At 61.6% G+C, this 13,795-nt stretch carries 14 protein-coding genes; 11 read left to right on the top strand and 3 right to left on the bottom strand.

Features of this window, described 5'->3' with window-relative positions:
- Nucleotides 1–94: 94 nt before the first annotated feature.
- Nucleotides 95–1,042: a DUF6282 family protein gene (locus C5J22_RS26175; RefSeq protein WP_105440615.1), complete on the top strand. Its 948-nt coding sequence runs from the start codon at nt 95–97 to the stop codon at nt 1,040–1,042.
- Between the two features lie 25 nt (nt 1,043–1,067).
- Nucleotides 1,068–2,072 (top strand): NAD(P)H-quinone oxidoreductase, encoded by a 1,005-nt coding sequence (locus tag C5J22_RS26180; protein ID WP_105440616.1) that lies wholly within the window; start codon nt 1,068–1,070, stop codon nt 2,070–2,072.
- 48 nt (nt 2,073–2,120) lie between these two features.
- On the opposite strand, the gene C5J22_RS26185 is transcribed toward C5J22_RS26180, so the two are convergent.
- Both C5J22_RS26185 and C5J22_RS26190 read right to left on the bottom strand, forming a co-directional pair.
- Nucleotides 2,121–2,969, bottom strand: a complete 849-nt coding sequence (locus C5J22_RS26185; protein ID WP_245440548.1) for a hypothetical protein — start codon at nt 2,967–2,969, stop codon at nt 2,121–2,123.
- A gap of 206 nt (nt 2,970–3,175) precedes the next feature.
- On the bottom strand, nt 3,176–4,069 hold the full coding sequence (locus tag C5J22_RS26190; RefSeq protein ID WP_105440618.1) for a 3-keto-5-aminohexanoate cleavage protein: 894 nt from the start codon (nt 4,067–4,069) through the stop codon (nt 3,176–3,178).
- A gap of 218 nt (nt 4,070–4,287) precedes the next feature.
- Here C5J22_RS26190 and C5J22_RS26195 point away from each other — a divergent pair, with 218 nt between their 5' ends.
- From C5J22_RS26195 to C5J22_RS26235, 9 genes are all read left to right on the top strand, one after another.
- Entirely contained in the window at nt 4,288–5,061 is a 774-nt protein-coding gene (locus C5J22_RS26195; protein ID WP_105440619.1) for an HpcH/HpaI aldolase/citrate lyase family protein, read from the top strand.
- A gap of 33 nt (nt 5,062–5,094) precedes the next feature.
- Nucleotides 5,095–5,856, top strand: a complete 762-nt coding sequence (locus C5J22_RS26200; RefSeq protein ID WP_105440620.1) for an SDR family NAD(P)-dependent oxidoreductase — start codon at nt 5,095–5,097, stop codon at nt 5,854–5,856.
- A gap of 236 nt (nt 5,857–6,092) precedes the next feature.
- Nucleotides 6,093–6,554 (top strand): tripartite tricarboxylate transporter TctB family protein, encoded by a 462-nt coding sequence (locus tag C5J22_RS26205; RefSeq protein WP_105440621.1) that lies wholly within the window; start codon nt 6,093–6,095, stop codon nt 6,552–6,554.
- A gap of 18 nt (nt 6,555–6,572) precedes the next feature.
- On the top strand, nt 6,573–8,078 hold the full coding sequence (locus C5J22_RS26210; protein ID WP_105440622.1) for a tripartite tricarboxylate transporter permease: 1,506 nt from the start codon (nt 6,573–6,575) through the stop codon (nt 8,076–8,078).
- A gap of 48 nt (nt 8,079–8,126) precedes the next feature.
- On the top strand, nt 8,127–8,750 hold the full coding sequence (locus C5J22_RS26215) for a nuclear transport factor 2 family protein (RefSeq protein ID WP_105440623.1): 624 nt from the start codon (nt 8,127–8,129) through the stop codon (nt 8,748–8,750).
- A 134-nt stretch (nt 8,751–8,884) separates the two neighbouring features.
- On the top strand, nt 8,885–9,859 hold the full coding sequence (locus C5J22_RS26220) for a tripartite tricarboxylate transporter substrate binding protein (protein ID WP_105440624.1): 975 nt from the start codon (nt 8,885–8,887) through the stop codon (nt 9,857–9,859).
- A gap of 75 nt (nt 9,860–9,934) precedes the next feature.
- Nucleotides 9,935–10,414 carry a (2Fe-2S)-binding protein gene (locus C5J22_RS26225; protein ID WP_105440696.1) on the top strand — a complete coding sequence of 160 codons (480 nt, stop codon included), beginning with the start codon at nt 9,935–9,937 and terminating at the stop codon, nt 10,412–10,414.
- A complete protein-coding gene (locus C5J22_RS26230) occupies nt 10,414–12,519 on the top strand; it encodes a molybdopterin cofactor-binding domain-containing protein (protein WP_105440625.1) in 2,106 nt (701 codons plus the stop codon). Before C5J22_RS26225 ends, C5J22_RS26230 begins: the two co-directional genes overlap by 1 nt.
- 116 nt (nt 12,520–12,635) lie before the next feature.
- On the top strand, nt 12,636–13,316 hold the full coding sequence (locus C5J22_RS26235; RefSeq protein ID WP_105440626.1) for a glutathione S-transferase family protein: 681 nt from the start codon (nt 12,636–12,638) through the stop codon (nt 13,314–13,316).
- Between the two features lie 34 nt (nt 13,317–13,350).
- Here the strand turns inward: C5J22_RS26235 and C5J22_RS26240 are convergent, their stop codons facing one another.
- The gene (locus C5J22_RS26240; protein WP_105440627.1) at nt 13,351–13,788 is read right to left on the bottom strand and encodes a CoxG family protein; all 438 of its coding nucleotides are present in this window, start codon (nt 13,786–13,788) and stop codon (nt 13,351–13,353) included.
- Nucleotides 13,789–13,795 lie beyond the last annotated feature (7 nt).

Here is a 13,795-nt window from a genome sequence, read left to right on the forward strand (position 1 = left end):
TGGCTGTTTCGACTAGCGAAATGCCGGGGATGATAGGTTGTCGCAGTCTGGAGTCAAGCTTTAGGGAGGTCCAGGATGTAAGTAGGAGATTGCCATGGCTTCGGCAGACGATGTGAACCGCAATAGACAGGAAGTCAGAAGGCTTATCGCCGGTGTTGACGATGAATTGGCCAGCAGGTTGCTGCGTGGCGCAGTCGATCTTCACGTTCACTCCGGCCCCTCGACGATGCCCCGAAAACTCGACCACATGGAGGCCGCCGAAGAGGCAGCGGCGGCGGGTATGCGCGGGCTTCTGTTCAAGGACCATCATTATTCGGTCGCGCCGGTGATCCCGATGATGGAGCGGCTGCTTGGAGACCGTGGCCTGTCGATGTTCAGCGGCCTCGTGCTCAATAATTCGACGGGGGGATTGAACCCGTTCGTCGTCGATGCCCAGCTGAAAATGGGCGCGAAGCTGATCTGGATGCCAACTGCACAGGCAGCCAACCACATCCGGAGCGCCCATCGCAAGACGCGGCTTGCGTCGAATGTCCAGCTTAGACATTCGCCGGCGCTGACGCCTGTCGATGCCTATGGGAATATTCTGGACGAGGTAAAGCAGATCCTCGACATGATTGCGGAGTTCGATGCCATTCTGTCCTCGGGACATCTGCATGTCTGGGAAATCTGGAAGCTCTTCGATGAAGCGCGGGCCCGCGGCGTCAAGCGCCTGCTCGTCAATCATCCGATGTACGGGCTCCACTTCACCCCCGACGACGTTCGCGACCTGGCTCAACTGGGTGCCCTCATCGAACAGTCCGCCGGCCTCTATGTCGATTCCCGCTTCAACACCTATACGCCGGAAGAATTCAGGGAACACATCCTGGCTGCAGGCGTCGAACATTCCTCGATCGGCTCGGATCTCGGGCAGATCGACAATCCTACGCCGGTGGAAGGCATGCGCCAGGCGATCAAGCTCTGCCTGGCATTGGGTTTCAGCGAAACGGAGGTGCGGACCATGGTTGCAGACAATCCGGCCAAGCTGGTCGGATTGCCGACGTGACCATTCCATTCCGCTGACCCAGCACATGCAAGTCATCGAGATCGAACGTCCGGGCGGGCCTGAAGTTCTTCGGATCGTTGAACGCCCGCGACCGCGGCCGCAGGCCGGAGACGTGCTGATCCGTGTCGTCGCGGCCGGGGTCAATCGGCCGGATGTCCAGCAGCGGCGCGGTCTCTATCCACCGCCACCAGGCGCCTCCGAAATCCCCGGTCTCGACGTTGCCGGGGTCATCGACGACGTCGGTGAAGGCGTAGACGGGCTTCGGGCGGGAGACCTGGTCTGCGCGCTCGTCAACGGCGGCGGTTATGCGGAGTTCTGCGTGGCGCCGGCCGTGCAATGCATGCCGATCCCGAAGGGTTTGAGCTTTATCGAGGCTGCTTCGCTTCCGGAAGTCTTCTTCACGGCCTGGAACAACCTGATCTGGCTGGCGCGACTGGAATATGGGGAGACCCTGCTGATCCAGGGCGGCACCAGCGGGGTTGGAATGGCTGGCATCCAGATCGCCACGCAGCTTCGAGGCGCAACCGTTTTTGCGACCGCCGGCACCGACGAGAAGCGAGTGGTCTGCAAGGCCGTCGGCGCGCAAGCCGCAGTCGACTATCGTGACACCTGGGACGAACAGATCCGCAACCTGACCGGCGGTGAAGGGGTCGATGTCATCCTGGACGGGCAAGCCGGAACCGAAACGCAGCGCCAGTTGGACCTCTTGAAGGACGACGGCCGGCTCGTCTTCATCGCCAGCCATCAAGGCAGCATGGCGCAGGTGAACATCCGCATGCTGGTACGCCGACGGCTGACGATCACCGGATCGACGCTGAGACCAAGGCCACCCTCCTACAAGGGGCGGCTTGCGAAAGACCTGGTCGACCACGTTTGGCCGCTGCTCGAGGACGGCCGCATTGTCACCCGCATTCATCAGGCCGTCCCGTTCGGGCAAGTGCGGGAGGCTCATCGCATCCTCGACGAAAACCGCCAGATCGGCAAAGTCGTCCTTGCCGTTGACCCGGCGCTTGCCCACACCGTTCCATAGCCGCCGCCGACACCTGAGACCCGGAGCCGACGGCGAGCCGATCGGTCGTCAGGCCTGCGGCATCGGGTAGTCGTCCGCGTTGAGGACCCAGCCCGGCTTTTGCGAAAAATCCATCCGCGGCGGCGCGAAGATGTCCACCAGTTGATTGACGCCAGGGGATTCAGCGGTTGTCGTGTGGATCGCGGGCGGTGGGATAACGCAGATCGACGGCGACTCGCAGTAGAGGTGCTCGTCCTCCCGCCAGATGTTCATGTTCGTAGTCCAGGGCCAGCGCAGATGGTGCGTAAAGGAACCGCTTACCGCCAGCGAGCACTGCTCGAAATCGTCATGATGGTGCGGGGACACCTTGTCCCGCTCGCGAGGACCGATGCGCGGCGACAGATAGTTGATCATGAACGTCGTGCAGCGGTAGATGCGCCCGAACCGGGACGGATCGTCCGGAACCTCCAGCGTATACCACTTCAACTTCAGCCCGCCGGGCGGCTCCGGCCAGGCTTCGAAAGGAGGGACATTGGGATGCGCGCCGAGGAAGGCATCCGCGTTCGAAGCGGCGCCAGCCAAGTCCTCCGACTTCGGGGTAAAAAGGCGAACGATGCTGCCGCCCGTCGACACCCGGATGGAGCTGTCGCCCGGCGGCACGAAGGCGACGGAATAGCCCGGAACGACGGTGGTTCCCTCCGCGGTGGTGATTTCGACCGAAGTCTCCTTGTCGGGAATGATCAAGGCATATTCATCGGGCTGCGACCGGCGTGAGAAGATGCCGCCCTCTTTCGCGTTGCTGTATGCGACGACGAAGTTCTGCCCGCGGCTGATCCATGTGTCGCCGTTGGCGTCGGCGATCTGGGGCGCGGTTTCGTAGAATAGGGCAAGCTGCGAGCCGAAATAGCTGTTGTGCACCTTCGTGCCGCTCGGTTTTGCAGCGTTGGACAGATTGGATCGTGGGTCACTCTGAACGTACATTGGCATCTCCGCTTTTCTGCCAGAAATTGCTGGCCGTAGTCGAAATCATCTGGCTCCGCGCCAGGAAACCGGATGGCGTTGAGGCAGGGCTGCGGCCCGCGCTTCCGGGAAGCCGGCCGAGCGACATGCACCGCCGACAGGATCTAGCGTGGCTTCGGAAGCTGCTTCTTCAGCCCCAGAATTTCTCGCGCCTCGCCGGCGGTCGCGATTGTGCCTCCCAGCTCTCTTAAAATGCGCACGGCCTTCTCCACGAGCACGGTGTTGCTCGCAGCGAGGACGCCTTTTTCCAGATAGATGTTATCCTCCAGGCCGACCCGAACGTGACCGCCCAGAAGCCAGGCCTGCGCCAGCATCGGAAATTCCCAACGCCCTACGCCAAAGGCCGCCCAATGAGCGCCTGCCGGCAGAAGCGACTTCATGTACATCAGCGTTTCCGGCGTGGCGATTGCCCCGTAACGCACTCCGAGCACGATCTGGAATAGCGCGGGCTCCGCCAGCCTCCCTTCCTGAAGGAACTGATTGGCGAGCTGGATGTCTCCCGTATCGAATACTTCGATCTCCGGCAGTACGCCCGCATTGCGAATGATGTCCGCCATGACCGCGAGATTGCGCGGCGTATTAATGACGACGGAAGAACCGGAATACATCGTATTGAAATCGAGGCTGCAGATCTCCGGCCGCAGGGAAGCGATATGTTCGACCCGGTGCTCCGGTCGCATCAGCGTGGTCCCCGGTGCCGCGATCCGCGGTTCGTCTTCGCTGGGGATGAACCGCCCGCCAGGGCCGGTCGTCAGGTTGATGATCACGTCCTCGTCCGCTGCCCGCAGGCGCTCGACAACCTCGCGGTAGTGCTGCAACTCCATGCTGGGCCTGCCGTCCGGATGCCTCACATGGATATGAACGATCGCAGCACCCGCCCGCGCAGCGTCGATGCAGGCAGCGGCGATCTGCTCCGGAGTGACCGGCAGATAGGGGGTCTGATCGATCGTCGTGATATTGCCTGTGACGGCGCAGCTTATGATGGTCGGATTGGCCAAGGCTTTTGTGTTCCTCGTTGAGCGTCACGCGCGAATGAAGTCGCACTGTCCTGAGTTATTGGCTCGCACCCGAAGCTGCGGATCACAATCGTTATCGCCGCCCGTTTCGCGAGAAGAAACGCCAGCCGGGTGGGAATGTTTCGCAGGGAGAAACGGGGCCGCAATTGCCTTCGTTCCTGGCAAGGGAATGCTAGGGATCGGCATCGAAAGGTGGCCAGATGACAGAACAGCGTCCCGATTTTACCGCATTCCGTGAACGACTGCTGACGCGCCAACGGATGCTCGGCACATTCCTCAAGCTTCCCACGACGCAGGTGGTCGAGATATTGGGGGCGATCGGCTATGATTTCGTGGTGATCGACCAGGAGCATGCCGCGCTCGGGCGCGACATAACCGACCTGATGATCTTTGCCGCGCGTGCATCGAATATCGCGCCCGTGGTGCGCATCGCCGAATTCAGCGAAGCAAACATCCTGTCGGCGCTCGATTCGGGCGCGATGGGGATCATGGTTCCGCATGTAAGCACCGTCGAAAAGGCTCGGGCAATTGCACGCAGTTGCCGATATACGGGAGGCAGCCGAGGTTTTGCCGGGCTGACGCGCGCCAGCAACTGGGGAAGTATCGACGCGGTGCATCATATGTCGCTGCAGGACAGCCGGGTCGCCTGCATCGCCATGATCGAGGATTTTGAAGCCGTTGACCGGACGGCGGATATCGCCAGGGTAGATGGCATAGACGCTTTGTTCATCGGCCGGGGAGATCTGACTGCAGCACATCGAGGTGATCCGCAGGCCGGTGCCAAGGTGGCAGAAATAAGCAGGCAGGTCGCGGCGGCGGCACGAGAGGCCGATATCCCGCTCATGATGTTGCCGACCAGCAAGGCCGACTTCAATTTTGCGACCGAACTCGGCGCGAGTGCGATGTTGGTATCGAGCGACCATGGCTTCATCCGATCGGCCGCCGCCGCCGCTCTCAAGGAATACTCGGCTTGAATTCATTGTCGGCAGGTCTTTTCGGGAGGAAAAATGCCATTGATCGAAGTTCCGGAACTGGCAGTTCCAAGAGTTGCGCTCGTGACCGGTGGAAACAGCGGGATCGGGCGGGCGATCGCCGCGCGGCTCGCCCAGATGGGCACCACCATCGTCGTCGGCTACAACAGCCGCCCGGAGATGGCTGATGACGTCGTCAAAAGCCTTCATGGCAACGGCCACAGCGCCCTGCGCATCGCGATCGACGATCCGGCATCCGTCGCCGAGGCAGCCGTCGCCGTCGGTGAAAAATTCGGCAGCCTCGATGCCCTGATCAACTGCGGGGGTGCGACAACCCCGGTCGCGGCAAACGACCTCGACGCACTCACCGACGACATATTCGATCGCGCGGTAGCGATAAACCTCCGGGGACCCTTCGCGATGGTTCGGGCGTTCCGCCCGATGCTGGAGCAAGGCAACAACGCCGCCGTCGTCAACATCTCCTCCATTGCGGCCCGGACCGGTGTGGGAAGCAGCCTGGCCTATATTGCGGCGAAGGGCGGATTGGATGCGCTGACAATTGCCCTCGCCAAGGTGCTGGCACCCAAAATTCGCGTTTTCTCCGTTTCACCCGCCGGCGTGGATACGGATTTCGTTCCTCACCGGACCCGGGACCAGCTGCAAAAAGTCGCGGAACGCCTTCCTCTGGCCAGGATCACCGCTCCCGACGATGTCGCGCGGGCAGTGACCGCCTGCATCGTCAACCTCACCAGTTCGACGGGAATCGTCATACCGGTCGACGAAGGCCGCCATCTCTAGCCGCCGAAGCCGCAGATATTTTCACAGGCGGCGGCGCCTTCGGGCGCGGCCTTCCCGCTGTTTCCGCATCATTGGTCAATCGTCTGGCGAAACAGGTTGCCTGCGACATTGCCAGCTTGAGCCGGCTTTGTATTGTGAACAGCTGCGACGTGGCGAGGGCATTGGTCCGGTTGTTGGAGACAAATGGGCGCGCATAGTTGCAAATCGACTGAACAACTTTTGGATGGGAGCCTCGGATGAAGCTGAGCCAAGACGTTCTACTGGGACTCTTTTTCGTTGTTTTTGGCGTCCTATCCGTTTCCGTTGCGATGAGTTACCCCTTCGGCACATCCGGTCGGATGGGGCCGGGTTATTTTCCTGTCATCATTTCGAGCCTGCTGGTGTTGACGGGCCTCCTCGTCCTCTTTCGTTCGCAATTCGTCCAGCCGGAACGGCTGCCGGCCATTCGGTGGAAGCCGCTCTTGCTGATCCCCGGTGCGGTCGTGATTTTCGGGCTGGCGGTCGAGACCCTCGGGTTGCCGCTGGCCGTTCTCCTGCTGACGATCTTAACCGCGGCGACGAGCATCAAATTTCACATCGGATGGAAGGCCGTCGCAGGGTCTCTCGCCTTTGCCGCGCTCTGCTCCGTCGTCTTCATCGAACTCCTCGGCCTACCCATCCCCATCGTGGGAAGCTGGCTACGGGTTCTCGGTTTCTAACCGCTTTGCAGGATTGACATGGACATTTTCAATGGACTTCTCCTGGGGTTTTCGACGGCAACGACGCTGTCCAATTTCGCCTATTGTTTTGCGGGAGTGCTTCTTGGCACCGCGGTCGGCGTCCTGCCTGGCCTCGGGCCGATCGCGACCATTTCCATGCTCTTGCCGTTCACGTTCGGGCTGCCGGTCGACACAGCGCTGATCATGCTGGCGGGCATCTTCTACGGATCGCAATATGGAGGCTCGACGACTGCGATCCTGATGAATCTTCCGGGAGAGGCCTCATCCGTCGTCACCACGCTCGACGGGCACCAGATGGCAAAGCAGGGCAAAGCCGGGCGCGCCTTGGCGGCGGCCGCAATCGGCAGCTTCTTCGCCGGGACGGTGGGAACGCTTTTCATCGTGATAGCAGCGCCACTGCTGGCAAGTCTTGCCCTCACCTTCGGACCTGCGGAGTATTTCTCGCTTATCATGCTCGGCCTCATCACCTCGATGGTGCTGACCAGCGGATCGCTGCTGACAGCCTTCGGCATGGCGCTGTTCGGCATCGTCCTCGGAATGATCGGAACCGACATCAATACAGGGGCCGCACGGTACACGTTCGGCTCGCCCTACCTGCTCGACGGGGTGGATTTCGTCGTCGTCGCCACGGGCATATTCGGTCTGGGCGACGTCCTCATGAACCTGGAAAACGAACGTTTGCGGGTGGTCGGGGTCGCACCCGTCAGCAGCCTGTTCCCGACGGCCGAGGACTGGCGCCGGATGTCTGCACCGATTCTGCGCGGCACCGGTATCGGGGTCCTGCTCGGAGTCTTGCCCGGCGCCGGCGTCCTGCTCGCGTCCTTCTCGGCATATGCGCTGGAGAAAAAGATCTCGAAGCATCCCGAACAGTTCGGCAAGGGTGCGATCGAGGGCGTAGCCGCGCCAGAGGCCGCGAACAACGCCGCAGCGCAAACCTGCTTCATACCGATGTTGACGCTCGGCCTTCCGGGAACCGCGACCATGGCTCTGATGATCGGAGCGCTGGTCGTTCAGGGCGTCCAGCCCGGGCCGGAAATCCTGTCTCAGCAACCTGCCCTGTTCTGGGGCCTGGTCGTGTCGATGTGGCTTGGCAACCTGATGTTGCTTTTCCTGAACCTTCCGCTCGTGGGCATGTGGGCAAAGCTGATTTCGGTGCCATACCATTTTCTGTTCCCGACGATCTGCGTGTTCATGGCAATCGGCGTCTACAGCATCAACAACAGCGTTTTCGACGTGTACATGATGGCGCTGTTCGGCGTGCTCGGATATTTCTTCAAGAGGATGGGAGCAGAGCCCGCGCCGCTCATCCTCGCCATGATCCTTGGTCCTATGGCGGAAGAATATCTGCGCCGGACGCTTTTGATCTCCCACGGGGATGCAAGCGTCTTCTTCACGAGCCCCCTCAGTCTCGGAACATTGGTCGTCGCCGCCCTGCTACTCCTGTCGATCGTGTCGCCGCGCCTTCGCAAAGTGCGCGAGGAAGGGCTGCAGGAAGCCGACTGATCGGCACAGCACGGATCCATATACGCACCAACTTTTGAGGAGATCCCTATGCAACAGGACGACGGCACGCGCCTAAAGACCCTTCTAGACAGGGAGGAACTCTTCGATCTCGTGCGCCGCGAACGCTTTGCCCGTGACCAGCGCCGTTTTGATGTGATGAGCGCATGCTTCCACCGCGACGCCTATATCCGGACAAGCTGGTACGAGGGACGTGGTGGTCAGGCCTATGTGGAGGCGACGCGCGAATGGATGAAGGCGACCGGCAACAGCAAACACTGGGTCTTTCCCGCCTTTGCGCAAGTGACCGGGGACCGGGCAACGGTGGAAAGCCCGGCGATGATCTTCAACCGCGCGAGGCCTGAAGGCGTCGAGATCGACCTTCATGTCTTCTGCCGGTTCTTCTCCCGCGCCGTGCGGGAGGCTGGCACCTGGAAACTCCTCACCTTCGAAGTCCTGTTCGAAAGGGACATCGCCAAGCCCGTCAACCCGGCGGAGACACTTCCCATCGACTGGTCCGTCCTGTCGACAATGCGTCCCTCCTACAAGTTCCTGGCATATATCCAGCACACGCGCGGGGTAACGGTAAAACCCGATCTGCTGGGCGACGATCAGCCGGACCAACTGAGCGCTTTTCATGAGGGCGAGGAACGCTGGCTTGCCGGCGCTGACTGACGGCCATCGAGGCTTGCGATTGAGCGGACCATTCCAAGCAGCGGAATGGTCTCAGTCAGAGGTTCGCGGTGGCAATCCGGCACGATAGTGTTGCGCCTATAGAACTCGATTCAACGGGTGGGAGGAGACTTGCAATGAACAGGCGGGAATTTATCGTATTGGGCGGCACAGCTGCCATGCTGGCGTCCAGAGGAATTGCGCTGGCCGACAGTTGGCCGAGCAAACCGGTGGTGGTGATCTCGGCCTATCCTCCGGGTGGCACCAGTGACATCATTGCCCGGCTGGTCGCGGACGCCTTGACGGCCAAATACGGCCAGCAATTCGTCATCGAGAACCATGCTGGCGCAGCCGGGGCTTTGGCCGGCGGCAGGCTCGCGCGCGCCGCGCCCGACGGCTACACGATCATGATCAGCGGCAGCGCGCCGATCGCGGCCAACAAGGTGGTGCAAAAGAACCTTGCATACGATCCGCAGGTGGACTTCACACCGATCTCGATTGTCGCAGAAAGCCCGGCGCTGCTCAGCGCAAGCGCTTCGGCTCCGGCGAAATCGGTCCAGGAACTGATCGCCTATGCAAAGGCAAACCCTGGAAAGCTGAATATCGGAAATCCGGGCGCGGGGACCAAGGGGCACATAGCCGCTGCCATCATCGGCCAGATGGCCGGCGTGCAGATCAACCATATTCCCTACAAGGGGTCGCCGCCGCTGCTGGCCGACCTGCTGGGTGGACACATCCACTTTGCACTCGACGCGCCGTCCAACTATCTCCCCCATATCCGCGACGCGAAAATCCGCGGGCTTGCGGTCACCTCGGCCAAGCGAATTCCGGAACTGCCCGAGGTGCAGACCGTCGCAGAACAGGGTCTCAACGGCTACGAGCAGACCCTCTGGTTCGGCGCTGTCGGCCCAAAGGGGATGTCCAAGGAGATTGTCAGCAAGATCCATACCGCCATCAAGGAGTGGAGCGATACGCCGGCAGCACAGAAGAAGTTTGCGTCGCTCGGACTGACCTCCGTCGTCAATTCGCCTGACGAAATGGCCGGCTCGATCGAACGCGAGATCCGGTCGATCGAGCCGCTGGTCAAGGCCGGGCTTGTTGAGCCAACCTAAGCTGCTCGTCGCAAGCGCAGTAGGGCCTTATCGGCGGGACTTGGAGTTGCTGGCGCAAGGATGGAATTGAACTGGATGAACGAATGCCTCACTCTGACTATCAATGGGCAGGTGCATGAGCTGGACGTGCCTTCGGCGGCGCCGCTTCTGGACGTGTTGCGCAATCACCTGGGGCTGAAAGGCAGCCGGTATGGCTGCGGCTTGGAGCAATGCGGCGCCTGCATGGTCCTGATCGACGGCGTTGCCGCCTATTCCTGCAGTCGGGAGATCGGCACGCTTTCCGGCCGCACGATCACGACGGTCGAAGATTTGGGCTCGGCGGATGCATTGCACCCGCTGCAGCAGGCATTCCTCGACGAGCAGGCGGGACAATGCGGTTATTGCCTATCGGGCATTCTGATCGCGGCGAAGGCTTTCCTCGATCGCAATCCCGACCCGACGCGGGCCGAAATCGCCGCCGCGCTCGACGCAAATCTCTGCCGCTGCGGTTCGCACCCCCGCATTTTGCGCGCCGTGCTCAAGGCGGCAGCCGACATGCGTGAGAAGGTAGCCTGATGACCGCGCTTAGCTTCAGCCTGAAGGACAACCCCCGGCTCGACCGCTGGCTTCGCTTTCAGGACGACCACACGGTGCGGATCGGCACCGGCAAGGTGGAACTCGGCCAGGGCGTGCTGACAGCTCTTGCGCAGATCGCGGCCGAGGAACTGGATCTTCACATTGACCAGGTGCGGATGATGTCCGGCAACAGCGTCGAGGGTCCGGGCGAAGGTTATACCGCCTCGAGCTGGTCCATCGAGCATTCCGGTGCTGCGATCCGGCTTGTCGCAGCGGAAGTCCGTGCACTTGCCCTGGCGCGGGCGGCGCTGCGCCTGAACGCGGCACCCGACGAGCTGACCGTCGCGGACGGCGCCTTCCTGAAGAACGGTGCACCGAGCGGCATCGACTATTGGAGCATTGCCGGAGAACTCGACCTTTCCGCCGAAGCCACCGGCGCGGTTGCGCCAAAACCCCAAAGCGCTCACCGCTTCGTCGGCAGATCTGTCCCACGGCTGGACCTGCCGGCCAAGCTCACCGGATCCGGCTTCATCCAGGACATGATGCTTGCAGGAATGCTGCACGCGCGGACATTGCGCCAGCCCGGGCCAGGCGCGGTGCTTCTGCAACTGGATGAGACGATCATCCGGCGCAGAGCGGGAGTCGACGTCCGCATCGTTCGCCTCGACAATTTCGTGGCGTTCGTCGGCACCGACGAGACCGTGGTCCGCGCTGCCGCCATGGCTGCAACGGAATGCGCCGTCTGGGACAATGCCCTCAGTCTCTCAACCGAACAGGCGACGCCGGACTGGGTCGCCTCCCAGCCCTCAGACGACCGTCTCATGGGCGATCCTGCGCCGGAAAAGGCGACGGATCGTGTCTCCGCACGCTTCACTCGCCCGTTTCTTTCGCACGGCTCCATCGCGCCCTCCTGCGCGATCGCGCTCTACCGTGACGGCATCCTTACCGTCTGGTCCCATGCACAGGGCATGCACCCGCTGCGGGAGAATATCGCAAGGACGCTCGGATTTTCTCTCGACGCGGTTGCCTGCCATCATGTCCAGGGTGCCGGCTGTTATGGCCATAACGGTGCCGACGACGCCGCCCTGGACGCTGCCCTCGTGGCACGCGCATTGCCCGACCAACCGATCCGCCTCATGTGGCGGCGCGAAGAGGAATTCGGCTACGAGCCGCTCTCCTCAGCCATGACCGTCGCCGTCCATGCAGAACTGGACGCGGCCGGCCGGCCCGTCGACTGGACCACGGAAATCTGGAGTGCCACCCATGGCCAGCGGCCCGGTGTCGGCGGCGCCAGCCTGCTTGCCGCCCACGCCATGAAGACGCCGCCACCTGACCGCAAGCCCTTCGACATTCCGCTTGAACGCGGCGGTGGAGCTGCCCGCAACGGCATTCCTCTTTACGATATCGGCCCGAAGCGGATCGAATTGCATCTGATCCACGACGTGCCGGTACGGACCTCGTCGCTGCGTGGCCTCGGCGCGACGCTGAACGTCTTCGCCATCGAAGGCTTGCTCGATGATCTGGCCGGACACGCAGGCGAAGATCCGGTTGCATACCGGCTGGCCATCCTTTCCGACCCTCGCGCCCGTCGCGTCCTCGAGAAAGCAGCCGCGATGGCGAACTGGTCATCCCGCGGTGCCGGAGGTGCCGGAAGCGGTCTGGGTATCGGCCTCGCCCGCTACAAGAATTCTTCAGCCTATGCGGCGGTCGTCGCCGCCGTCGACGTGGACGAGGCGGTGCGGGTCACGGATATCTGGTGCGCCGTCGATGCCGGGCTCGCCATCAATCCCGACGGAATTCTCAACCAGATCGAAGGCAATATCGTCCAAGCCATCAGCTGGACGCTGATCGAGGAGGTCCGCTTCGGCCCGCAGGGTATCGCGACGCTCGACTGGGAAAGTTATCCGGTCATCCGCTTTTCGCAAATACCCGAGATTCGCGTCGAGCTTGTCGAGGCCAGCGAATACCCGCCGCTCGGCGTCGGTGAATGCGCAGGTGGTCCAACGGCAGCCGCCATCGGCAATGCGGTCGCCCATGCCCTGGGCACACGCATCCATCATATGCCGATGACCCGCGACCGGATCATGACGGCCCTCATGGCATGACGGGACAGCCGGCGACGACGGTTAGATGCGCCACGGCGGCATCCGTCGCGTTCGGATTGGGGCACCGACTTTGGGATTACGCTTCTGCTGGCGTCGAATAAGAAGGGCAATTGAAAATGACGGATCTAACTGCAGCATCTGGCAGGATATCGAACCCGACAGGCGAATTGATACTGTTTTACAGTCCCGGAGCCTGTTCGCTGGCATCGCATATCGCCCTGGAGGAAACCGGCAGGCCGTTCAGGCCGGTGAAGACGCTGCTCTCGGAAAACCAGCATCTGACTCCGGAATACCTGGCAATCAATCCCCGCGCCAAAGTGCCGGCACTCATCGCGCCGGATGGGAGGGTGATCACCGAGAACACCGCGATATTGACGTTTATTGCCTTGACCAGTCCGGACGCCGGCCTGTTTCCGGCCGACATTCTCGACCAGACGCTGTGCATCTCCCAGATGGCCTGGTTCTCGAACACGCCGCATATCTTCCAGAGAGCGAAGTTCAGGCCTTATAGATTCGTCGAGAGAAAAGAAATTTATGACGATGTCCGCAGCAAGGCAGTGTCCTCCTATTGGGAGAGCATGCAGGAGATAGATGGGCTGATTGCCGGCAACGAGTGGATCATGGGCGACCGGTATACGGTCGTGGATCCCTACGCCCTCGTCTTCTATGGCTGGGGAAGGAGCAACGGGCTGCCAATGGACACCTTGAAAAGTTTCACGCGGCATCACAACCAGATGCGCGAGCGGGCGGCCGTAAGGGCGGCGCTGGAGCGGGAGGATAACCCCCACTTCAAGTAAGGTGCATCTCCGTTTCAGGCGACGTAAGCCCGCGTTATCCCTCACGCGAGGAGAATGAAACAAAGAACTGGTCGGCAAGCTTTTTCGATGTCGCCTGCACCAATCTGCCGCCGAGCGCTGCAATCTTTCCACCGATGTCCACATTGGCACTGTAGGCCAGGATGGTGGCGTTGCCATCCTGCACAAGCTTGACAACGCAGTCTCCCTTGGCGAAACCGGCGATGCCGCCATTTCCCTTGCCGATGATGCGGCAGCTCTCCGGCGCCTCGATATCGATGATCTCGACGGTGGCTGCAAAGGTTGCGGAAACCGGGCCTATCTTGAGCACGACCTTCGCGTCGAAGCTGTTCTCGGCCGTCTGCGTCAGTTCCTTGCATCCCGGAATGCAACGGCGCAGGACATCGGGATCGAAGAGCCTCACCCACACGTTGTCGCGTGGCTCTTCCAGCCGGTATTCTCCAGTAATTTCCATAGGAATA

The organism is Neorhizobium sp. T25_13 (assembly GCF_002968675.1).
GTDB classification, from domain to species: domain Bacteria; phylum Pseudomonadota; class Alphaproteobacteria; order Rhizobiales; family Rhizobiaceae; genus Neorhizobium; species Neorhizobium tomejilense.

Bases quoted from the DNA above. Each gene is read 5' to 3' on its own strand.
- C5J22_RS26175 (WP_105440615.1), top strand. From the start codon at position 95: ATGGCTTCGGCAGACGATGTGAACCGCAATAGACAGGAAGTCAGAAGG.
- C5J22_RS26180 (WP_105440616.1), top strand. From the start codon at position 1,068: ATGCAAGTCATCGAGATCGAACGTCCGGGCGGGCCTGAAGTTCTTCGG.
- C5J22_RS26195 (WP_105440619.1), top strand. From the start codon at position 4,288: ATGACAGAACAGCGTCCCGATTTTACCGCATTCCGTGAACGACTGCTG.
- C5J22_RS26200 (WP_105440620.1), top strand. From the start codon at position 5,095: ATGCCATTGATCGAAGTTCCGGAACTGGCAGTTCCAAGAGTTGCGCTC.
- C5J22_RS26205 (WP_105440621.1), top strand. From the start codon at position 6,093: ATGAAGCTGAGCCAAGACGTTCTACTGGGACTCTTTTTCGTTGTTTTT.
- C5J22_RS26210 (WP_105440622.1), top strand. From the start codon at position 6,573: ATGGACATTTTCAATGGACTTCTCCTGGGGTTTTCGACGGCAACGACG.
- C5J22_RS26215 (WP_105440623.1), top strand. From the start codon at position 8,127: ATGCAACAGGACGACGGCACGCGCCTAAAGACCCTTCTAGACAGGGAG.
- C5J22_RS26220 (WP_105440624.1), top strand. From the start codon at position 8,885: ATGAACAGGCGGGAATTTATCGTATTGGGCGGCACAGCTGCCATGCTG.
- C5J22_RS26225 (WP_105440696.1), top strand. From the start codon at position 9,935: ATGAACGAATGCCTCACTCTGACTATCAATGGGCAGGTGCATGAGCTG.
- C5J22_RS26230 (WP_105440625.1), top strand. From the start codon at position 10,414: ATGACCGCGCTTAGCTTCAGCCTGAAGGACAACCCCCGGCTCGACCGC.
- C5J22_RS26235 (WP_105440626.1), top strand. From the start codon at position 12,636: ATGACGGATCTAACTGCAGCATCTGGCAGGATATCGAACCCGACAGGC.
- C5J22_RS26240 (WP_105440627.1), bottom strand. From the start codon at position 13,788: ATGGAAATTACTGGAGAATACCGGCTGGAAGAGCCACGCGACAACGTG.